The 19,809-nt window shown below is 62.5% G+C and carries 20 protein-coding genes; 15 read left to right on the forward strand and 5 right to left on the reverse strand.

All coding sequences use genetic code 11. From position 1 onward, the window contains the following. Window positions 1-47 precede the first annotated feature (47 nt). On the forward strand, window positions 48-851 hold the full coding sequence (locus ABZ728_RS04350; protein ID WP_366654586.1) for an SDR family NAD(P)-dependent oxidoreductase: 804 nt from the start codon (window positions 48-50) through the stop codon (window positions 849-851). An 11-nt stretch (window positions 852-862) separates the two neighbouring features. Here ABZ728_RS04350 and mltG read toward each other — a convergent pair whose 3' ends face one another. From mltG to fabD, 5 genes are all read right to left on the reverse strand, one after another. Next, window positions 863-1,882 carry an endolytic transglycosylase MltG gene (gene mltG / locus ABZ728_RS04355; RefSeq protein WP_366654587.1) on the reverse strand — a complete coding sequence of 340 codons (1,020 nt, stop codon included), beginning with the start codon at window positions 1,880-1,882 and terminating at the stop codon, window positions 863-865. A 125-nt stretch (window positions 1,883-2,007) separates the two neighbouring features. Then, on the reverse strand, window positions 2,008-3,270 hold the full coding sequence (gene fabF, locus ABZ728_RS04360) for a beta-ketoacyl-ACP synthase II (RefSeq protein ID WP_366655085.1): 1,263 nt from the start codon (window positions 3,268-3,270) through the stop codon (window positions 2,008-2,010). Window positions 3,271-3,393: 123 nt separating this feature from the next. Further along, window positions 3,394-3,633: an acyl carrier protein gene (locus ABZ728_RS04365; RefSeq protein WP_366654589.1), complete on the reverse strand. Its 240-nt coding sequence runs from the start codon at window positions 3,631-3,633 to the stop codon at window positions 3,394-3,396. A gap of 148 nt (window positions 3,634-3,781) precedes the next feature. Then, a complete protein-coding gene (gene fabG / locus ABZ728_RS04370) occupies window positions 3,782-4,522 on the reverse strand; it encodes a 3-oxoacyl-[acyl-carrier-protein] reductase (RefSeq protein ID WP_366654590.1) in 741 nt (246 codons plus the stop codon). A 107-nt stretch (window positions 4,523-4,629) separates the two neighbouring features. Beyond that, window positions 4,630-5,610, reverse strand: a complete 981-nt coding sequence (gene fabD, locus ABZ728_RS04375) for an ACP S-malonyltransferase (protein ID WP_366654592.1) — start codon at window positions 5,608-5,610, stop codon at window positions 4,630-4,632. Between the two features lie 324 nt (window positions 5,611-5,934). Between fabD and rpsF the strand changes: the two genes are divergently transcribed. From rpsF to ABZ728_RS04445, 14 genes are all read left to right on the forward strand, one after another. After that, complete coding sequence (rpsF, locus tag ABZ728_RS04380; protein WP_366654594.1) at window positions 5,935-6,405, forward strand: 30S ribosomal protein S6; 471 nt, start codon at window positions 5,935-5,937, stop codon at window positions 6,403-6,405. Further along, window positions 6,402-6,641 carry a 30S ribosomal protein S18 gene (gene rpsR, locus ABZ728_RS04385; protein ID WP_366654595.1) on the forward strand — a complete coding sequence of 80 codons (240 nt, stop codon included), beginning with the start codon at window positions 6,402-6,404 and terminating at the stop codon, window positions 6,639-6,641. The genes rpsF and rpsR overlap by 4 nt, the downstream gene beginning before the upstream one ends. 58 nt (window positions 6,642-6,699) lie before the next feature. Beyond that, window positions 6,700-7,668 carry a DUF2232 domain-containing protein gene (locus ABZ728_RS04390; protein WP_366654596.1) on the forward strand — a complete coding sequence of 323 codons (969 nt, stop codon included), beginning with the start codon at window positions 6,700-6,702 and terminating at the stop codon, window positions 7,666-7,668. A gap of 2 nt (window positions 7,669-7,670) precedes the next feature. Next, the gene (gene rplI, locus ABZ728_RS04395) at window positions 7,671-8,249 is read left to right on the forward strand and encodes a 50S ribosomal protein L9 (protein ID WP_366654597.1); all 579 of its coding nucleotides are present in this window, start codon (window positions 7,671-7,673) and stop codon (window positions 8,247-8,249) included. Between the two features lie 223 nt (window positions 8,250-8,472). Further along, the gene (locus ABZ728_RS04400; protein ID WP_366654599.1) at window positions 8,473-9,756 is read left to right on the forward strand and encodes a cyclopropane-fatty-acyl-phospholipid synthase family protein; all 1,284 of its coding nucleotides are present in this window, start codon (window positions 8,473-8,475) and stop codon (window positions 9,754-9,756) included. 175 nt (window positions 9,757-9,931) lie between these two features. Then, window positions 9,932-11,416: a replicative DNA helicase gene (locus tag ABZ728_RS04405; protein ID WP_366655087.1), complete on the forward strand. Its 1,485-nt coding sequence runs from the start codon at window positions 9,932-9,934 to the stop codon at window positions 11,414-11,416. Window positions 11,417-11,495: 79 nt separating this feature from the next. Further along, window positions 11,496-12,623, forward strand: a complete 1,128-nt coding sequence (alr, locus tag ABZ728_RS04410; RefSeq protein ID WP_366654600.1) for an alanine racemase — start codon at window positions 11,496-11,498, stop codon at window positions 12,621-12,623. Continuing rightward, the gene (locus ABZ728_RS04415) at window positions 12,620-13,399 is read left to right on the forward strand and encodes an ABC transporter permease (protein ID WP_366654602.1); all 780 of its coding nucleotides are present in this window, start codon (window positions 12,620-12,622) and stop codon (window positions 13,397-13,399) included. Before alr ends, ABZ728_RS04415 begins: the two co-directional genes overlap by 4 nt. Further along, window positions 13,399-14,181, forward strand: coding sequence for an ATP-binding cassette domain-containing protein (locus ABZ728_RS04420; protein WP_366655088.1), 783 nt, complete (start codon window positions 13,399-13,401; stop codon window positions 14,179-14,181). Before ABZ728_RS04415 ends, ABZ728_RS04420 begins: the two co-directional genes overlap by 1 nt. A 39-nt stretch (window positions 14,182-14,220) precedes the next feature. After that, the gene (gene radA, locus ABZ728_RS04425) at window positions 14,221-15,624 is read left to right on the forward strand and encodes a DNA repair protein RadA (RefSeq protein ID WP_366654603.1); all 1,404 of its coding nucleotides are present in this window, start codon (window positions 14,221-14,223) and stop codon (window positions 15,622-15,624) included. Between the two features lie 96 nt (window positions 15,625-15,720). Then, on the forward strand, window positions 15,721-16,401 hold the full coding sequence (locus ABZ728_RS04430; protein WP_366654604.1) for a CvpA family protein: 681 nt from the start codon (window positions 15,721-15,723) through the stop codon (window positions 16,399-16,401). Window positions 16,402-16,449: 48 nt separating this feature from the next. After that, window positions 16,450-17,976, forward strand: coding sequence for an amidophosphoribosyltransferase (purF, locus tag ABZ728_RS04435; RefSeq protein ID WP_366654606.1), 1,527 nt, complete (start codon window positions 16,450-16,452; stop codon window positions 17,974-17,976). A 59-nt stretch (window positions 17,977-18,035) separates the two neighbouring features. Further along, entirely contained in the window at window positions 18,036-18,794 is a 759-nt protein-coding gene (locus ABZ728_RS04440; protein ID WP_366654607.1) for an SDR family NAD(P)-dependent oxidoreductase, read from the forward strand. Between the two features lie 51 nt (window positions 18,795-18,845). Further along, window positions 18,846-19,805 (forward strand): oxygenase MpaB family protein, encoded by a 960-nt coding sequence (locus ABZ728_RS04445; protein WP_366654609.1) that lies wholly within the window; start codon window positions 18,846-18,848, stop codon window positions 19,803-19,805. Window positions 19,806-19,809 lie beyond the last annotated feature (4 nt).

A 19,809-nucleotide genomic window follows, 5' to 3' on the forward strand; every position in this document is an offset into this window, starting at 1 on the left:
CCGCCCTGCAACAAGGCGGGAGACGCCACGAGACGGAGACCCCGAACATGCTGACCGCCCCGACCAGAGACTTTCTCAAGGATCCCGCAACCGTGCTGATCACCGGGGCGTCAAGCGGCATCGGTGCGGCATTGGCGCGTTCATATGCTCGACCCGGGCGCCGCCTGATTCTCATCGGACGGGATCAGGCACGTCTCGACGCGGTCGCCGACAAGGTTCGCGACGCCGGCGCCGACGTTCACAGCGCCACTATCGACGTCACCGACACCAACTTTGTGACGGATTGGCTGGAACGGGTGGATCACGACACGCCAATCGATCTTGCCATCGCCAATGCCGGAATTTCAGGCGGCGGCGAAGGCGGATCGGAATCTCGTGAACAGATCGACCGGATCTTCGCCGTCAATGTAACCGGCATGCTCAATACGGTTCTGCCACTCTTGCCCCGAATGCGCGCCCGAAGCCGCGGCCAGGTAGCGCTGATGGGATCACTGGCGGGATTGCGTGGATTTCCCGGTGCGCCGGCCTATTGCGCATCGAAGGCGGCGGTGCTCAGCTATGGCGACAGTCTGCGCGTGGCTTTGAAGGGATCGGGGGTGTCGGTTTCGGTCATCCTGCCCGGTTTCGTCGAATCGGCGATGACGGCGCGCAACCCCTATCGGATGCCATTCAAGATGACCGCCGATGAGGCCGCCGAAATTATCCGGCGCAAACTCGCCAAAGGCCGGGGCCGGATCGCTTTTCCCCTTGCCATGGCCGTGGCCGCGCGGGCCGGGCAGATTCTCCCCTGGCCGATCGTCGACCTGCTGCTCAGTCGGGCGCCCTCGAAACCACCAATGGACGAAGCCTGAAGCGCCAAGCGTCAGCCGTCTTCAAGATCAGGGGAATCTGGCGGGTCGGACCTGTCGCGAACACGCCGCCATGCCGCGACATTTCGATTGTGCTCGGCCAGCGTTTGCGCAAAGGCATGACCGCCGGTTCCATCGGCGACGAAATAGAGATAATTGCTCTCGGCCGGATTCATGGCGGCGCGCAGACTTTCCACGCCCGGGTTGGCGATCGGACCTGGAGGCAATCCGTCGTTGCGATAGGTGTTGTAGGGATGGTCTACGTCCCAATCGCTGCGGAAAAGTGTGCGCCCGAGCGCTTCGCGCCCTTCGGTCAGCGCGTAGATGACCGTCGGATCCGATTGCAGCGGCATATCTTGCCGGAGGCGATTGATGAACACGGAAGAAACGAGGTCGCGCTCGCCCGCCACGCCCGTCTCCTTTTCGATGATGGAGGCAAGGATAACGGCGTCCTGCGGCGTCTCCAGCGGTATGCTCTCGTCCCGTTGGGTCCACAGGCGCTCGACTGCCGCCGACATCTCCGATTCCATCCGGTCGACCAGCGATTGCCGGCCGTCTCCGCGTGTAAAGGCGTAAGTCTCCGGCAGCAGGGCACCCTCAGGGGGTATCGCCTCGATCTCTCCCGTCAGCCGGTCGTCGGCGCGCAACAACTCGACGATTTCGAAACTGGTCCGTCCTTCGGGGATCGTGAGTGTGTGCTGGATCGTTCGGCCCGCGCGAAGAATCCCGATGATCTCTCCGCCGGTGGCGCCGGGCGGAAAAGCATACTCGCCAGCTTTCAGCGAGCGATCGTCCGGCAGCAGAAGGCTCCATACCATCAAGTGCCAGCGGGACGGTACGAGATCTTCCGCCGCCAGGATTTCGCCAATGGCACCGACACCGATGCCGCGCGGCACGACAACGACGACCTCGTCCTCGACCGGCGCCGGCTGCCATGCCTGCCACAGGACGAAACCTGCCCCGCCGGCCGCGACAAGGACAAGCAGCGTCAGGCCGGCAAACAGACCCGCCATACCTTTGAGGAAGTTCGTCATGCTGCTGCCATTGGATCCGATCGAGGTGCTGCCGACGGAGATGCAGCCGGCATCGGTGTTATCCCGACCGCCCTTCCATCGGCTGCGAAGCCCCCCATGGCGAATACCGGATTATCGAGAATGGATCACAGACCGCGAAAAACGAGGCTGGCATTGGTGCCGCCGAAGCCAAAGCTGTTCGACAGCGCCACCTTGACCGGCTTCTCCTTGACGGCATTCGGCACCAGATCCACGCCCTGGCAAGCTTCGGAAGGCGAGTTGAGATTCAGAGTTGGCGGCACGACACCGTCGCGTATGGCCAAGAGACTGAAGATCGCCTCTACCGCCCCGGCCGCACCCAGCAGGTGGCCGATGGCCGATTTGGTTGAAGACATGCAGATCTTGTCTTCGTGACCAGCAAACAATCGCCTTACGGCGCCCAACTCGATTTCGTCGCCAAGCGGCGTCGATGTTCCATGCGCATTGATATAGTCGACCTGCTCCGGTGCGATTCCGGCCCGCTTCAGCGCCGCCGACATCGATCGATACCCGCCGTTGCCGTCTTCGGCCGGAGCGGTGATATGATAGGCATCCCCGGACATGCCATAGCCGATGACTTCGCCGTAGATCGTCGCGCCACGCTTTTGGGCGTGTTCGAGTTCTTCCAGGACGAGAACGCCGGCTCCTTCGCCCATGACGAACCCGTCGCGGCCGACGTCATAAGGCCGTGACGCAACTTCCGGCGTGTCGTTGTACTTCGTGGACAAGGCGCGGGCGGCAGAAAAGCCGGCTATTCCAAGACGCGTGATCGCTGCCTCGGCACCGCCGGCGATCATCACATCCGCGTCATCCAACATGATCAGTCTTGCCGCATCGCCGATCGCGTGGGCGCCGGTGGAACAGGCGGTTACGACCGCATGATTCGGTCCTCGGAAGCCATATCGTATCGAGACCTGCCCCGAAACGAGATTGATCAGGGCTGACGGGATGAAGAAGGGCGAAATTCGCCTCGGCCCTTTTTCCTTCAAGGTAATCGCCCCGTCGGCGATGGTCTGAAGCCCGCCGATTCCCGAACCGATCATCACACCGGTGCGATTGCGTGCCTCGTCGCCCTCCGGTTGCCAGCCCGAGGACCGAACCGCTTCATCGGCAGCAACCATGCCATAGATGATGAAGCGATCGTTCTTCCGCTGGTCCTTGGGTTCCACAACCGGATCGGGACAGAAGGTACCGCCGGTTCCGTCACCCCACTTGATGTTGCCTGCAATCTTGCTCGGCAGATCGGACGTCTCGAACGTATCGATCCGAGAAATTCCCGATCTGCATTGCAGCAGGTTTTCCCAGGTGGATGCCACACCGTTTCCGAGTGGCGACACCATCCCGAGGCCGGTTACCACGACGCGCCGCATATCGGTTACTGCCCTCATTCCTGAATTACGGTCTGCCCGAAATGGACGGACGGATGGCCGGCTGAGTTCCGTACCAATGCCCCCATTCGACCCCGATTCCGGAGCCCGGGCAGCCCTCTGCGGTCAGCTGGCCGAGTTCTGCTTGATGAAGTCGATCGCATCCTGAACGGTCAGGATTTTTTCGGCCGCATCGTCAGGGATTTCGACGCTGAATTCCTCTTCGAATGCCATCACCAGCTCGACGGTGTCGAGGCTGTCAGCCCCCAGATCGTCAATAAAGCTGGCGGTCTCGACGACCTTCCCTTCCTCAACACCGAGGTGTTCGACAACAATCTTCTTAACGCGCTCAGCGACATCACTCATCTTCTGGAACCTTTCAAATGGTCGTCATGCCTATGTACTACTCGTCCGACAGGAAACAAAACGAGCTGTTCCGGTCGGCGATTTCGGAAGGTCGTGTAACACACCTGATTCCGACTGACCAGTACAACTCCGCCTTTCAGGCTCGTCCTCAGGGCATTATCATGCCACCGTTCACATGCAAGGTCTGACCGGTCATATATCCGGCCCCACTCCGGCACAGAAAGGCAACGGCCTCGGCAACTTCGTCCGGCTCGCCCAATCGTCCCGCCGGAATGGTTCCGAGGATCTTCTCACGCTGCTCGTCGGTAAGGGAATCGGTCATGTCGCTCTTTATGAAGCCCGGCGCGACACAGTTCACGGTGATCCCGCGGACAGCCAACTCCGCTGCAAGTGAGCGGCTCATACCGACCAGACCGGCCTTCGACGCCGAATAATTTGCCTGACCCGGATTGCCATGAAATGCGACGACCGAGGAGATGTTGACGATGCGCCCCCAGCGGCGCTTCATCATCGACCGCATCACATGACGCGACAGCCTGAACGCGCTCATCAGATTGACGTTGAGAATGTCGAGAAAATCGTCGTCCTTCAGGCGCATCGCAAGATTGTCCCGCGTGCGTCCGGCATTGTTGACCAGAATATCGATCGGGCCGAATGCTTCCTCGGCCGCTTTGGCGACTGCTGTTGCACCGTCGGCTGTCGAGAGATCGCCGATCGCGGGCGCCGTCCGCTCGTTCCCGAGATCCGCTGCGACTGCCGCCAGCCGGTCTTCGCGCGTTCCGGCGAGTGCGACGGATGCGCCGCGACTGTGCAGCAATCGGGCAATGGCGCTACCGATGCCGCCGGATGCGCCGGTAACAAGAGCAACCTTGCCGGTGAGATCATCCATGTCTGACGTTCCTTCCGCCGTGGCTCTTTCTGTCGCCCAAGATCATCGGGTTCAGGCGCATCACCATGTCCGCGACATGATCCGAGACCACAAACCAAAACCGTACTCTATACCGTCGTCGCGACGAAGGCTTCGATATCCTCAAGCGTGCCAAGAGAAAGAGCGGACGCCCCTTTGTCAATACGTCGGCTCAGACCGGACAGCACTTTTCCGGCCCCGAGTTCGACAAACTGATCGACCCCGGCACTGCGCATATGAATGACGCTCTCGCGCCACCTCACCCGACCAGTAATCTGCTCTACCAGAAGCCGGCGAAGTTCGGGAGGGTCGGTCACGGCCGTAGCCGTCATGTTCGGGACAACCGGCACGAGTGGCGCCCCGAGATCGATCTGTGCCAGAGCGTCGGCCATCACGCGGGCGGCCGGCGCCATCAGACTGCAATGGAACGGCGCACTGACCGGCAGCAGCATCGAGCGTTTGGCGCCGCGCGCCGCCGCCAGGTCGATGGCGCGCTCGATTGCCCCCTTGTGGCCGCTGACGACGATCTGCCCCGGCGCATTGTCGTTGGCAACCTGACATACGAGGTCGTCCGCCTGCCCCGCCTCAGCGTGCCCGGCCCCAGCTTTCCCGGCCTCGGCGGCAATCGCTTCGACGGCCTCCATATCAAGACCCAGAACAGCGGCCATCGCTCCTTCGCCCACCGGAACCGCCCGCTGCATCGCGTCGCCCCTGAGCCTCAGCAGGCGCGCCGCATCGCCTACGCTCAGACATCCGGCCGCCACGAAGGCTGAGTATTCGCCGAGACTGTGTCCGGCAACGAAAGATGCCGCCTGATGCGCCGGGCGCTGAAGCTTTTCCAGCAGGACCCGCGTTGCCGCCACCGACACGGCCATCAGCGCCGGCTGCGCATTGCGCGTCAGGTTCAGCGTTTCCGGATCACCGTCGAACATCAGGCTAGACAGCTTCTCGCCCAGGGCGTCGTCGACCTCCTCGAAGATCGCGCGCGCCACGGGGTCAGCCGCCGCCAGCGCCTTGCCCATACCGACAGTCTGGCTGCCTTGCCCGGGGAATACGAACGCTCGCTTCATCGTTAATGTCCCAACCGTGTCACAGATGCCGTCAACCGCCAGGACCGTCAGCCTGCGCGAAAACGCCGCCGCGAAAATTGCGGCCACTCATAGCGGCTGAGGCGGCGGTGTCAAGCCACCTGGGCGGCACACAACGGCGACGAAACCCCTTGAAGAGTTGTTCACCGTCGCTATAGTGCGCGCCTCACCGGAACTCCTTGCCGGCCGCATTGGTGCGGTCGGCTAGGTGCGTTTTGCCATGCTTGGAGTCTGGCACCGTCTATACGGCGGCAGACTTGGGAGTGGGCGGCGCATCGGTATCAGCCAGAGGGAGTATATACTCTTATGCCACTTTACGAATGCACGTACATCGTTCGCCAGGACGTTCCGTCCACTCAGGTCGAATCGATGACGGACACTTTTGCCAAAGCCATAGAAGACGGCGACGGCAAGGTAACTAAGCGGGAAATGTGGGGCCTGAAGACACTCGCCTACCGCATCAAGAAGAACCGCAAAGGCCATTACGTTCACCTCAACATCGATTCTCCGGCCCCGGCCGTTCATGAGATGGAACGCCAGATGGGTCTGACCGAGGAAGTTCTTCGCCACCTTACGATCAAGGTCGAGGAGTTGGAGGAAGGACCGTCCGTCATGGCGCAGCAGCGCACCGAACGTGGCGGCCGTAGCGACCGTCCCGGCGGCGACCGGGGGCCACGTGAAGATCGGGGGCCGCGGGAAGACCGGGGTCCGCGTCCGGACCGCGAACGTGGTGACCGTGAACGCAGCCCGGCTGCGAATCAAGGAGGCGAACGATGAGTGCAGCACAAACCCGCCGTCCATTCTTCCGCCGTCGGAAGACATGCCCCTTCTCCGGCGCAAACGCCCCGGCGATCGACTACAAGGACGTCAAGCTCCTGAGCCGATTCGTTTCCGAGCGCGGCAAGATCGTGCCGAGCCGGATCACTGCCGTTTCGGCGAAAAAGCAGCGCGAACTGGCCCGGGCCATCAAGCGGTCCCGGCAGCTTGCCCTGTTGCCGTTCGTCATCAGATAGGACCAGTCAATACAGCCAAGGATCAGAATCGATTTCGGCACGATAGCGGGGTCCCCGAATGATTACCGGTAAGACGCCGCAAGCCGTTGCCGGTGGCGTGGCAAGCGCTCTTTGCATTCTTGCTGCGGTCGTCGGAGGGCCTGTCGCGCTCTTCCTCTCCTGGGTCGCCGCCGTACCACTCTATATGGTGGGCCTGTCGTCAGGACCGGCATTCGCCCTTCGCGGGGCGGCCGTCGGCGCTGTGACAGTTGGCATCCTGTGGCTTCCGGTGTTGCCGATGTTCCTGTTGACGGTGGCGATACCCGTCGTTGTCTTGAGCTGGGCGGCGCTGACACCCCTTCAGCCTGCCGGTGACGGCAGCTTCCGGAGACTCAGCAGCGGCCAGTTGCTGACGCTGATGGTCGGCTACGCGGTCACGATCATAACGATCGCCGGATTCGCGTTCGCCGGCTATGATGGCGGGTTGACCGGACTGATGCTGGCGACCATGCGGGAGCCACTGCAGGGTGTGATGCTGGCCATGGATCTCGGCATGTCGCAGGACGAGATCGAGATGATCGCGCAATCGATGGCAGTATCGCTGCCTGCGGCTCTCGGCATCTACTGGGTGCTTTGGTCGATCGTCAATATCGGGATCGCCAACGGGATGCTCAGGCGTTTCGGTCAGACGCTCAGGCCTGACTTCGGGGCCATGACCGTGGCGCCGCCAGCCTGGGTATCCGGCGCCTTCGTCGTTCTGGTCGCGGTGGCGTTCGCAAGCGGATCGTTGATCGAGGGATCGGTCACCGCTCTTGTATCGCGCAATGCCGTCGTCCTGCTGGTCCTGGTTTTCTTTCTGGTCGGCGTTTCGGTCGTTCATGTGGTGACGATCGGGAAACCGGCCAGGGTGCTGATCCTGACGCTGTTTTATGTGCTGGTTCTGATGTCCGGATGGCTCGCGCTCGTCGTCGCCGGACTTGGGATTATTGAGCAATGGGCCCGGATGCGCGAAAGATCGATGCGCAGCCGGCCCGATGAGGAGGACTGATCATGGACGTGATCCTTTTACAGCGGATCGAAAAACTGGGTCAGATGGGCGATGTCGTCAAAGTTCGCCCAGGCTTCGCCCGCAATTTTCTTTTGCCGCAGGAAAAGGCGCTTCGTGCGACCAAGGACAATCTGGCTTACTTCGAGACCCAGAAAGTCAAGCTAGAGGCTGTCAACCTGAAGCAAAAACAGGAAGCCGAGGCGGTCAAGGAACGGGCGCAAGGCAAGGCGATCGTCATCATCCGCCAGGCCGGCGAGAGCGGACAGCTTTACGGCTCGGTTTCAGCCCGGGATATCGCGGACCAGTTGGGCGACGACGATCTGAAGGTCGGGCGCAATCAGGTCGTGATTGACCGACCGATCAAGACACTGGGCATCTTCCCCGTTCAGCTGCAGTTGCACCCTGAGGTCTACGCCGACATTACCGTCAACGTCGCCCGTTCCCAGGATGAAGCTGATCAGCAAACCAGTCGCGGCCGCGCGCTGACCCGCGCCGATCTCGAAGAGGACGTCGAAAACGAAGCGATGGCCGCCCCGGGGGAACCACAGACCGACGAAGGCGCCGAGCAGCCTTCTGCCTGAACCGGACGCAGAAAAGTTCGTGCAAAAAGGGGATACCATCGGGTGTCCCCTTTTTTTCGTGCCATCCATCCCGATAATCCACGTCAACACGAACGAAGAGCGGATGACATATTTACAGATGTGGTCGTCCGGTGGTGTAATTATGACCCTTTGATGGTGCGATAGGGCTCGCACCGCCTGCGATTGGCGGCATGTCACGGGCCCGGCTATGCAGGAGAAGGACATGCTCCTAGCCCGACTGCTGAATCGACTGGTGCGGTCCGGATCGTTGACGGTGATCGACCCGTCGAATGAACGGCATCACTTCGGCGACGCCCCTCCCGATACAGGGGTTGTTATCCGGCTGACCGACCCGGCCTTGCCACGCAAACTCTTTTTCAACGCGCAACTTCACCTGGGCGAAGCCTATATGGACGGCACACTACGGGTCGAGCGTGGAACCATCTACGATTTGCTCGACCTCGTCAGCCGCAATATGGGCTTTTCCGGGCGATTGCCGTTCGAGCAGGCCGGCCGGCCGTTTCGGGCGATCCGCAGACTATTGCACCAGTTCAATCCGGCAGAGCGGTCGCGCCGCAACGTGGCGCATCATTACGACTTGTCGGGTGAACTCTATGACCTGTTTCTGGATGACGATCACCAGTATTCGTGCGCCTATTTCACAGAGGGTCACCAAGACCTGGAACGTGCGCAACTTGAGAAGAAACGCCACCTTGCGTCGAAACTGTATTTGAACCGCAGCGATCTGTCCGTGCTCGATATCGGATCGGGCTGGGGCGGCATGGGCCTCTATCTGGGCTCGATCGGGCAATGCGACGTCACCGGCGTCACCCTGAGCCGGGAACAATTCGACGTTTCGAATCGGCGCGCCCGGGAAAGCGGCCTTTCCGACCGCGTCGGCTTCCGCATGACGGACTATCGGGACATCTCCGGGAAATTCGACCGGATCGTTTCCGTGGGGATGTTCGAGCATGTCGGCGCTCCCCACTATCCCGCGTTCTTCGAACGGATCCGCGATCTGCTGACCGACGACGGCGTTGCCGTGATTCATTCCATCGGACGCATGGACGGGCCGGGTATCACCAATCAGTGGATTCGCAAATACATCTTCCCGGGCGGCTACTCGCCGGCATTGTCGGAAGTGCTGCCCGTGATCGAAAACCGCGGTCTGTGGGTGACGGACGTTGAAATTCTCCGCCTTCACTATGCCGACACACTAAAGCTATGGCGCGAACGGTTCGTCGCCAACCGGGACCGGGCAAGAGACCTGTATGACGAGCGGTTCTGCCGGATGTGGGAATTTTATCTCGCCGCCAGCGAAGCGACCTTCCGCCATCGGGGCCATATGGTGTTCCAGCTTCAGATCACGAAGAACGTCGATACCCTGCCCCGCACCCGCGACTATATGGTCGATGATGAGCGAAGACTCGCAGAAAGAGAGAGCGAGGTGTTCGCTGGCAACCGCGAACACATTATGGCGCACACGGAAACGGCGCGGGCTTCGTAATCCGGCCTAGCGCTGGCGAGGCGATCGGCACACAGCCTGATCGTATCCGGTTATGGTCTTGTGACGGGCTTGAAGGCTGTCGCTTTCGACCGTAACCGGTTAGAGTGCCGCCATGCCAAACGACCCCATATCGATGCACTCATCCAGCGTTTCCTTTCCCGCCGACCCGTCGGCCGTGAATCGGCCGCCAGGGCCGGACGCGGGTCGTGCTGCCGGAAATGGGCAGGAAGCCTCCGTCAGCATGCCGTCCAACGAGGCCGCCGAAAAAGCACTGCTCGGGGCAATTCTGTTCGACAACGAGCTGATCGACCGAGTCGCGGATTTCCTGAAGCCGGACCATTTTTTCTGGCCGATTCACGGCCGGATCTACAGCGCCTGCTCGACCTTGCGTCAAAGCCTGCGCGTCGCCGACGAGGTAACGCTGCAGCAGTATTTCGAGGCCGACGGCGAGCTGGAAACCATCGGCGGAATCGGCTACATCGCCGAGCTTTCGGCTGCCGTGGTTTCCCCCCGCTCGGCCGAGGACTACGCCAAGACGATCTACGACCTGAATGTCCGCCGGCAACTGATACGCATCGGCCAGGAGACGACGGACGAGGCGCTGGACTATGATCCCGATCTCGACACCCCCGACCTGATTCGCAGCGCTGAGGAAAAACTGTACGTCCTGGCGAACGAAGGGGACTTCCGCAAGGAATTCGAATCGTTCTCGACGATCATCGACCGCACGATCCAGTCGGCCAGCGAAGCCCTCAACCGTGACACCGCCCTTACGGGTTGCACCACCGGCCTCGTTGACCTGGACCGGATGCTTGGCGGTCTGCAAAGATCCGATCTGCTGATACTCGCCGGCCGCCCCGGCATGGGCAAGACCGCATTGGCCACCAATATCGCCTTTAACGCTGCCCGCGCCCATGCCCGCAACGAGGGGCGCGAGGGGGCCGTCTGCGCGGTATTCTCACTTGAGATGTCGTCGGAGCAGTTGGGCACCCGAATTCTCTCCGACGCTGCGGAGATTTCGAGCGAGAAGATCCGCAAAGGCGAAATAGCCCGCAAGGACTTCCCGCGGCTGGTCGAGGCGGCGCAGGATATCCGCTCGACGCCGCTTTTCGTCGACGATACCGCCGGACTGACGATTTCCATGCTGCGCACGCGGGCCATGCGCCTGAAGCGCCAACACGATCTCGGCATGATCGTCGTCGACTATGTACAGTTGATGCGCGGTGCCACCACCAACGGCCGCAACGCCGAGAACCGGGTTCAGGAGATCTCCGAGATCACACGCGGTCTTAAGATGATCGCCAAGGACCTGGACGTGCCTGTGGTCGCCCTTTCCCAGCTGTCGCGCGCGGTGGAACAGCGCGAAGACAAACGTCCGCAACTGGCTGACCTCCGCGAGTCCGGCTCCATCGAGCAGGATGCCGATGTCGTGTTGTTCGTATACCGCCCCGCCTATTACGAAGAAAAAAAGGAACCCGAGGCGGGGACGCCCGAACATGCCGATTGGCAATCGCGCATGGAACGCATACACAACATCGCCCAGGTGATCGTCGCCAAACAGCGTCACGGACCCACCGGAACGGTGGACCTTCATTTCGAAGGGTCGTACACCCGGTTCTCGAATCTTGAGACCCGTTTCGATGCCGACGGCGATTTGTGAACCACCCCATTTCTGCGACCGGTGAAACGGCCTCGCACGACCAGCAAAAGGCCAGGTACCGAAAAGGATGCTAGAGACCGTGCCGTTGACGGATTTTCCGACGAGCAGCCGGGCGGCGGCGCGGGCCGGCGCCGTCCTTACCATCGATACCGGCGCGCTCGCCCGAAACTACAGCCAGCTCGTCGCCACCGGTGCGGCCGATGAGGTTGCCGCCGTCATCAAGGCCGACGGCTACGGCCTGGGTGCCGCCATCGTCGGCCCGGCCCTGTGGGAGGCCGGCGCCCGGCTTTTCTTTGTTGCGCATCTCGATGAAGGTCTGGACCTGCGTCAGATTCTGCCGCAGGCCCGCATCGGTATTCTCAATGGCCTGATGCCGGGATGCGAGGCCGACTACGACCAGGCCTCACTGATGCCGGTTCTCAATCACCCCGGAGAGATCCAGCGCTGGAGCCGATGGTGCGAGTCGATCGGCGCACGGCGGCCGGCATTCATCCACCTGGACACGGCCATGAACCGTCTGGGCCTCACCTGGCAAGAACAGGAAGCCCTTGCGGCCGATCCGGCATCGCTGGGGACGATTTCGGTCGCCGGCTATTTGTCCCATCCCTCATCGGCCGACGACGCCGCCAGCCCGGTGCTCGATCGTCAGCGCGCGGCATTCGATGCCATCCGCGCCCAATTGCCCTCGGCACCCGGCAGCATCGCCAATTCGCCGGCCATGTTTCGGCAAGCTGGCCGGGGGCTGGATATCGCCCGGCCCGGATGCGCGCTGTATGGTGTCAATCCGACGCCCGAAGCCGACAATCCCATGGAGTGCGTCATTTCACTTCATGCCCGCGTGCTTCAGGTGCGTTCCGTTCGACGCGGCGATGCGGTCGGGTATGGTGGAACAGCGACGGCAGACCGCCCGATGACGGTTGCCACCCTTGCCATCGGCTATGCGGACGGATATCTGCGATCGATCGGCAATCGGGGGAAGATGGTGGTAAATGGCGAGGAGGTGCCGGTAATGGGCCGTGTTTCGATGGATCTGACGACAGTCGATGTCACGGACCTGCCGCTCTCGGGGCTCGCGGCCGGGGATTGGGTCGAGGCGATAGGGCCCGGCATGCCGGTCGACCGGGTCGCCGCTGCAGCCGGCACGATCGGTTATGAGATCCTGACTGATCTTGGCCGTCGCTATCATCGTCGCGTGGTGTCTTCGTGACGTTCAACCCGATCGCGCCGATCGGGCGCTCGTTTCTCGGCTTCCTGGCCGCCGTCGGCCGGATCGCGATTTTTGCCGCCACCGGCGTCAGCCATTGCTTCCGCCCGCCAATCCATGTCGGAGCGATCGTCCGCCAGATGGTCGACATCGGCTATTACTCGCTGCCGGTGGTCGGGCTGACCGCGCTCTTTACCGGGATGGTGCTGGCGCTGCAAAGCTATACCGGCTTTTCACGGTTCAATGCCGAAGACGCGATTGCCACGATCGTCGTCGTCTCGATCACCCGCGAACTCGGGCCCGTGCTTGCAGGGCTGATGGTCGCCGGGCGCATCGGTGCCGCCATGGCTGCGGAAATCGGCACGATGCGCGTGACCGACCAGATCGATGCGCTGACCACGCTGTCGACCGATCCGATGAAGTACCTGATCGCCCCAAGGCTGATCGCGGGCACCCTGATGCTGCCATGTCTGGTTCTGGTCGCCGATATTATCGGCGTCTTCGGCGGGTTCCTGATCGCGGTCTACAAGCTGGGCTTCAATCCGGCTGTGCATCTCAGCAATACCTGGGGCTATCTTGAGGCGATCGACGTCATCTCGGGGCTGGTCAAGGCAGCGGTGTTCGGCTTCATCATCGCCCTGATGGGCTGCTATCACGGCTATTCTTCGCGCGGCGGCGCCCAGGGCGTCGGCGCGGCAACGACCAGCGCCGTGGTTTCCGCCTCGATCCTGATCCTGTGCTTCAACTACGGGCTGACAGAGGTCTTCTTCTCGCGATGATGCACGATCACCCCGTCCCCAAGATCGCTTTGGCCGGTCTTTGCAAATCGTTCGGCGAAAAATCCGTCCTCGACGGACTCGACCTCACCATTGCCAAAGGCGAAAGCGTGGTTGTCATTGGCGGGTCGGGCACCGGAAAATCGGTGATGCTGAAATGTCTGCTTGGGCTGATGGAGGCTGACGCCGGAAGTATCCGGATCGATGGCGAAGAAACGCGCGGCCTGGGCCGCCGTGCCCGCCTCGAAAGAATGCAGCAAGTGGGCATGCTGTTTCAGGGCTCGGCTCTTTTCGACAGCCTGCCGGTCTGGCGGAACGTCAGCTTCGCACTGCTGCAGCGGGGCCACCTGAACAAGGCGCAGGCCCGCGCGCTCGCGGTCGACAAGCTGGCGATGGTGGGTCTGGATGCCGAGGTTGCGGAATTGCTGCCGTCGGAACTGTCGGGCGGCATGCAGAAAAGGGTGGCGCTGGCGCGCGCCATCGCGGCCGACCCGGAAATTCTGCTGTTCGACGAACCGACGACGGGCCTGGACCCGATCATGAGCGACGTGATCAACGACCTGATCGTCCGCTGCGTCCGAAGCCTGGGCGCGACGGCTCTGTCGATAACGCATGATATGGCGAGCGCCCGCAAGATCGGAGACCGAATCGCAATGCTGTACGAGGGCAGGATCATCTGGGCCGGCCCGGCCGACACAATCTTCAACTCCGGCAATCCCTATGTCGACCAGTTCGTGAACGGCCACGGTGAGGGTCCGATCACCATGCCCGTGTTGGCCCGGTAAGCCCCCTCAATACGCCACGCAGCCGAGAATGAGACACGGATGGCCCGCCAATCGACCCGATATACCTGTCAGACCTGTGGCACCGTTCACACCAAATGGGCGGGCCAGTGCGACCAGTGCGGGTCGTGGAACAGCATCGTCGAAGAAGCGGCTCCGGAAACCCGGCCCAAGGGACTGTCGGCGGGCCGCGGGCGGGCGATCGACTTCGTCGGCCTGGACCAGCACACGGCCGATCCGCCGAGGCGCCTTTCCGGCATCGCGGAATTCGACCGCGTTTGCGGCGGCGGCATGGTCCCGGGCTCCGCGATCCTGATCGGCGGCGATCCCGGCATCGGCAAATCGACATTGCTCCTTCAGGTCGTATGCCGAATGGCGGCCGATCAGAGCTGTGCCTATATCTCCGGCGAGGAGGCCGTAGAGCAGGTCCGCATGCGCGCAGCCCGCCTGGGATTGGCGGGCGCCGGCGTCCAGCTGGCCTCCGCGACCAGTGTCCGCGATATCGTGGCATCCCTCGACCGCGCCGACGGCCCCAAGGTGGCGGTGATCGATTCGATCCAGACAATGTATATCGACAGTCTGGACAGCGCGCCGGGGACAGTGGCCCAGGTCCGATCCTCGGCGTCGGAACTGATCCGCGTTGCAAAGCGGCGTGGCATCTGCCTGTTTCTGGTCGGGCATGTGACCAAGGACGGCGCCATCGCCGGTCCGCGCGTGCTGGAACACATGGTGGACTGTGTCCTTCATTTCGAAGGTGAGCGCGGCCACCATTTCCGCATCCTGCGCGGGATCAAGAACCGTTTCGGCCCGACCGACGAAATCGGCGTGTTCGAGATGGCCGAAGAAGGGCTTCTTGAGGTCGAGAATCCCTCCGAACTGTTCCTTGCCGACCGGCGCGGAGATGTGTCCGGCGCCAGCGTGTTCGCCGGATTGGAGGGCACGAGGCCGGTCCTCGTGGAAATTCAGGCCCTGGTGGCGCCCTCGCCGCTCGGCACGCCCCGGCGCGCGGTCGTCGGCTGGGACAACGCCCGTCTGGCCATGGTGCTTGCCGTTCTCGAAGCGCGCTGCGGCGTGCCTATCGGGCCGCGCGACGTCTATCTGAACGTCGCCGGTGGCCTTCGAATCGCGGAACCGGCGGCCGACCTTGCCGTCGCCGCCGCGCTTCTGTCCTCACTTTCGGGCCAGCCCTTGCCGCGCGAAACCGTTGTCTTCGGTGAAATCGGCCTGTCGGCGGAGATCAGGGCTGTCAGTCAGATGGACACACGCCTGAAAGAAGCCGTCAAACTCGGCTTTACCAGCGCCATCGTGCCGGTACGGCGCGGACGCCAAGGCCGCAAATCCGCCACCGTTTCCGGCCATGACGCCCTTCAGGTATCGGAAATGGCGCATGTGGAAGACCTGTTGCCGATGTTCGGCGACGAACTCTGGTCGGGGCCGAAACAATAGCCCTGCAGGACTGAGCCGGAATGGCTATGCATGACTTTGGTACGTATACCAGGTAACGGATGGACATGTTCGAATGATGCAGCGGGATCGATACAAATGACGCCGGGCGATATAGCGGTATTGGGCATTCTGTTCGTCTCGGCGATTCTGGCGTTCTTCCGGGGCTTCACGCGCGAGGTTCTTGCAATCGCCGGCTGGGTTGGCGCTGCGCTGGTGACCTTGTATACGTTTCCCGTGGCAAGCGATGTCGCCCGCACCTATATCAGTATGGACCTGCTCGCTGATATCGTCGGCGGAACCGTCGTGTTCATCGTGACCCTGATCGTGCTGTCGATCATCTGCCACTATATCGCCCGTCTGGTCACCGGATCGGCCATCAATGCCATCGACAGATCGCTTGGCTTCCTGTTCGGTCTTTTGCGGGGTGCGGCACTGGTATCGCTCGGCTATCTGGTGATCGTATGGTTTTTCCCGGATCCGGCGTCCCGCCCCGACTGGGTCGCAGATGCCCGCTCCGAGGCAATGGTTGCCCGGGGCGCCGCAATACTGGTTTCGGTGGTACCCGACGAAACCATGGCCGACGGACTGGGACGAGCCGACGGGATGCGGGGGCGCATCGATGAAACGCTCGATTCTTACGAAAGACTGAGGCGACTTGACCCTTCTCGCTTCCGTGATGGCGACCCGTCGGCTACAACGCCGCCTGAGAATCCTGACACCGGCTACAGCGATTCCGCGCGCGGTCGACTGGAAAGCCTGATCGAGCACGGAAACTAGCCCTGCGGCGGCTCTGGGCGCCGCATCCATCGGGAGAGCCGATTGACTATGCTGACAACTGATCCGTTCCAGCCTATCGCCGACATCACGGATGAAAGCGGGCACGACGACGACAAGCTGCACGAGGAATGCGGCGTCTTCGGCGTGCATGGCCATCCGGAAGCCGCGGCCATGGCCGCGCTCGGCCTCCATGCGCTGCAGCACCGGGGCCAGGAAGCCTGCGGGATAGTTTCCATGGAAGACGCCGCCGGCGACTCGTTCCACTTTCACGCCCACCGCGCTCTCGGCCATGTCGGCGATACGTTCGACGCGCCGGGCGTGGTGAACGCGCTGCTCGGCCATGCGGCGATCGGTCACAACCGATATGCGACGACCGGGGCCACGCGCCTGCGCAATGTCCAGCCGCTGTTCGCCGATTTCGAGTTCGGCGGCTTTGCCATCGGCCATAACGGCAATCTGACAAATGCCTATCAACTGCGTCGGCAGCTGGTCAGGCGCGGCTCGCTGTTCCAGTCGACGACCGATACCGAGGTGCTCATCCATCTGATGGCCACCAGCCTCGGTGGATCGGTTATCGACAAGATGGTCGAGGCGGTCCGTCAGATCGAAGGGGCATATTCGCTGGTCGCCATGGCCAAGGACATGGTTATCGCCATTCGCGACCCCCTGGGCGTGCGGCCGTTGGTGCTGGGTGTCCTTGAAACGCCGTCGGGATCGACGGCCAACATCGTCGCCTCGGAAACCTGCGCGCTCGACATCATCGGCGCCACCTATATCCGGGACATCGAACCGGGCGAAATGGTCGTTCTGACCGCCGACGGCGTCAAGAGCCTGCACCCGATGGCGCCCAAAAAGTCGCGGTTCTGCGTCTTCGAGTACATCTATTTCGCCCGTCCCGACAGCGCGCTGGAAGGCCGATCGGTCTACGCCGCGCGGCGGGAAATCGGTCGGGAACTGGCGCGAGAGTCACCGGCACCGTCCGATGCGGTGATCCCGGTTCCGGACAGCGGTGTACCGGCGGCCATCGGCTATGCCGCCGAAAGCGGCGTACCCTTCGAACTCGGCATTATCCGCAATCACTATGTCGGCCGCACATTCATCGAGCCGACGGACCAGATCCGGAATCTGGGCGTGCGGCTCAAGCATAACGCCAACCGCTCGATGATCGAAGGCAAGCGCGTGGTCCTCGTCGATGACAGCATCGTGCGCGGCACGACCAGCCGCAAGATCGTGCAGATGGTCCGCCAGGCCGGAGCGCGCGAAGTGCATATGCGGATATCCAGCCCGCCGACCGCTCATCCCTGCTTCTACGGCATCGATACCCCGGCCAAGGAGGAACTGCTGGCCGATAGAATGTCAGTCGAAGAGATGGCCGAAGCCATCGGCGTCGACAGCCTCGCCTTTATCAGCATCGACGGCTTGTACCGCGCCATGGGCGAAGCCAGGCGCGATCCGGCCAACCCGACATTCTGCGATGCCTGTTTCACGGGCGATTATCCGATTGGCCTGACCGACCGCGACGATGCCGAGCGCCAGCCCGAACTGTCCGGATTGACCGAAGTGCGGCGTCCGTGATGTCCCATCGCATCTGACGCCTATCGCCGCTGAACAACGACAACGGAATTCTTTATCCCATGACCGACGCCAGCCCCGATTCCGGGTTCTCCTCCTCACGGCGGCTGGAAGGCCGTATCGCACTCGTTACCGGGGCGTCACGCGGCATTGGCGCGGCGGTAGCGCGGCGATACGCTGCCGAAGGGGCCACCGTTCTGCTATGTGCCCGGACCGTCGGCGCCCTGGAAGAAGTGTACGATTCAATCGCCGAGGCTGGCGGCAAGGCCGTCGGCATTCCGATCGATCTGACGGAAAGCGAACGGGTGTACGCCCTGGCATCGTCGCTGGCGGAGCGGTTCGGCCGGCTGGACGTACTGGTCGGCAACGCGGCACGGCTCGGCACACTGACCCCGCTCGCCCATGCCAAGCCGGATGATTTCGACAATTCGATTGCCGTCAATCTGACGGCCAATCACCGCCTGATCCGCGCGATGGACCCGCTGCTGAGACAGTCCGACGCCGGGCGCGCACTATTCGTAACCTGCAGCGCCGGCCATACACCGACGGCCTATTTCAGCGGCTATGGCGTTTCCAAAGCCGGCCTTGAAATGCTTGTGCGCACCTATGCCGCCGAGATGGCGCGAAGCCTGATGCGCGTCAATCTCATCGATCCCGGCCCGGTCGAGACCGGTCTGCGGCGTGAAGGTTTTCCGGGCGAGCCGGAGGACAAGAATCCAATGCCCGATGCGGTGACGGAGGCCTTTGTCCAACTGGCCGAGACGGCCTGTACGCTCAATGGTGCCCGCCTCGACCGGAACGGCGTCGATACGATCGCCTGATTGCTCCCCGCCGTGCTTCATCCCACCTGGCAATGATGGGAACGTATCGGCATGGCCGGCGTTCCTGGTGCGGGCAATGAAGCCGGAGGATGGACGACGTTGGCGTTACCGTTCACAGGCTGGATCGACAGGACAGCAAGCCGGCTGCTTCAGCCAGACGATGCACCATCCGCGTTAACGTTCGACTTTTCCCGACCGGTGGGCGAGCCCGCTCTGGTGGCCCCCGATTCCGTGTCGTGGCGAGTGTTCAAGAACCCGCTTACCCTGTTCGTCGGCGGCGTCGGGGCCGTGCTGCTGGAGTTCGCCGAACCGCGCATCCGCGATGGGGTATGGCAGCACAGCAGCTTTCGTACAGCGCCGCTGACCCGACTTCAGCGTACCGGGCTCGCTGCGATGGTCACCGTCTACGGCCCGCGCAGCAAGGCGGAAGCCATGATTGCCGGCGTCGTCGCCCGGCACGGCCGCGTAACCGGAACGACCCTGGAGGGCATGGCCTATCGTGCCAATGACCCGGAATTGCTGAATTGGGTTCAGGCGACCGCGAGCTTCGGCTTCATGGAAGCCTATCACAGACTGGCGCGGCCGCTGTCGGCTGCAGAGCGGGATTGCCTGCTGAGCGAAGGCAAAGCCGCCGCCGATCTTTACGGCGCCACCGGCGCTCCGTCGACGCAAGCCGATCTCGACACCCTGTTCGAAGCCATGGCACCACGTCTGGTCCCCTCGCCGATCGTGTTCGAATTTCTGGAGATCATGTGGACCGTTCCGGCACTTCCCGGCCCGTTCCGGCGTCTACAGCAATCGCTGATAAAGGCTGCGGTCGCCATTTTGCCGGACTGGATCCGCGAGCGCCTCGAACTGGGACGGGAGTGGATGCCGAAGCCCTGGGAACTGCGGGCCCTGCGGTGGGCCGGCCGGATGGCCGACAGGACGGTACTGCCGTCCTCGCCGGCGGTCCAGTCCTGCCGCCGCCTCGGCCTCCCGGACGACTTTCTCTATCGACCCGCCAAATGATGAA

Origin of the sequence: Fodinicurvata sp. EGI_FJ10296 (assembly GCF_040712075.1) — a bacterium.
Classification (GTDB): Bacteria; Pseudomonadota; Alphaproteobacteria; order DSM-16000; family Inquilinaceae; genus JBFCVL01.

Coding starts and splice junctions, on each gene's coding strand:
- ABZ728_RS04350 (WP_366654586.1), top strand. CDS start 48: ATGCTGACCGCCCCGACCAGAGACTTTCTCAAGGATCCCGCAACCGTG.
- mltG (WP_366654587.1), bottom strand. CDS start 1,882: ATGACGAACTTCCTCAAAGGTATGGCGGGTCTGTTTGCCGGCCTGACG.
- fabF (WP_366655085.1), bottom strand. CDS start 3,270: ATGCGGCGCGTCGTGGTAACCGGCCTCGGGATGGTGTCGCCACTCGGA.
- ABZ728_RS04365 (WP_366654589.1), bottom strand. CDS start 3,633: ATGAGTGATGTCGCTGAGCGCGTTAAGAAGATTGTTGTCGAACACCTC.
- fabG (WP_366654590.1), bottom strand. CDS start 4,522: ATGGATGATCTCACCGGCAAGGTTGCTCTTGTTACCGGCGCATCCGGC.
- fabD (WP_366654592.1), bottom strand. CDS start 5,610: ATGAAGCGAGCGTTCGTATTCCCCGGGCAAGGCAGCCAGACTGTCGGT.
- rpsF (WP_366654594.1), top strand. CDS start 5,935: ATGCCACTTTACGAATGCACGTACATCGTTCGCCAGGACGTTCCGTCC.
- rpsR (WP_366654595.1), top strand. CDS start 6,402: ATGAGTGCAGCACAAACCCGCCGTCCATTCTTCCGCCGTCGGAAGACA.
- ABZ728_RS04390 (WP_366654596.1), top strand. CDS start 6,700: ATGATTACCGGTAAGACGCCGCAAGCCGTTGCCGGTGGCGTGGCAAGC.
- rplI (WP_366654597.1), top strand. CDS start 7,671: ATGGACGTGATCCTTTTACAGCGGATCGAAAAACTGGGTCAGATGGGC.
- ABZ728_RS04400 (WP_366654599.1), top strand. CDS start 8,473: ATGCTCCTAGCCCGACTGCTGAATCGACTGGTGCGGTCCGGATCGTTG.
- ABZ728_RS04420 (WP_366655088.1), top strand. CDS start 13,399: ATGCACGATCACCCCGTCCCCAAGATCGCTTTGGCCGGTCTTTGCAAA.
- radA (WP_366654603.1), top strand. CDS start 14,221: ATGGCCCGCCAATCGACCCGATATACCTGTCAGACCTGTGGCACCGTT.
- ABZ728_RS04430 (WP_366654604.1), top strand. CDS start 15,721: ATGACGCCGGGCGATATAGCGGTATTGGGCATTCTGTTCGTCTCGGCG.
- purF (WP_366654606.1), top strand. CDS start 16,450: ATGCTGACAACTGATCCGTTCCAGCCTATCGCCGACATCACGGATGAA.
- ABZ728_RS04440 (WP_366654607.1), top strand. CDS start 18,036: ATGACCGACGCCAGCCCCGATTCCGGGTTCTCCTCCTCACGGCGGCTG.
- ABZ728_RS04445 (WP_366654609.1), top strand. CDS start 18,846: ATGGCCGGCGTTCCTGGTGCGGGCAATGAAGCCGGAGGATGGACGACG.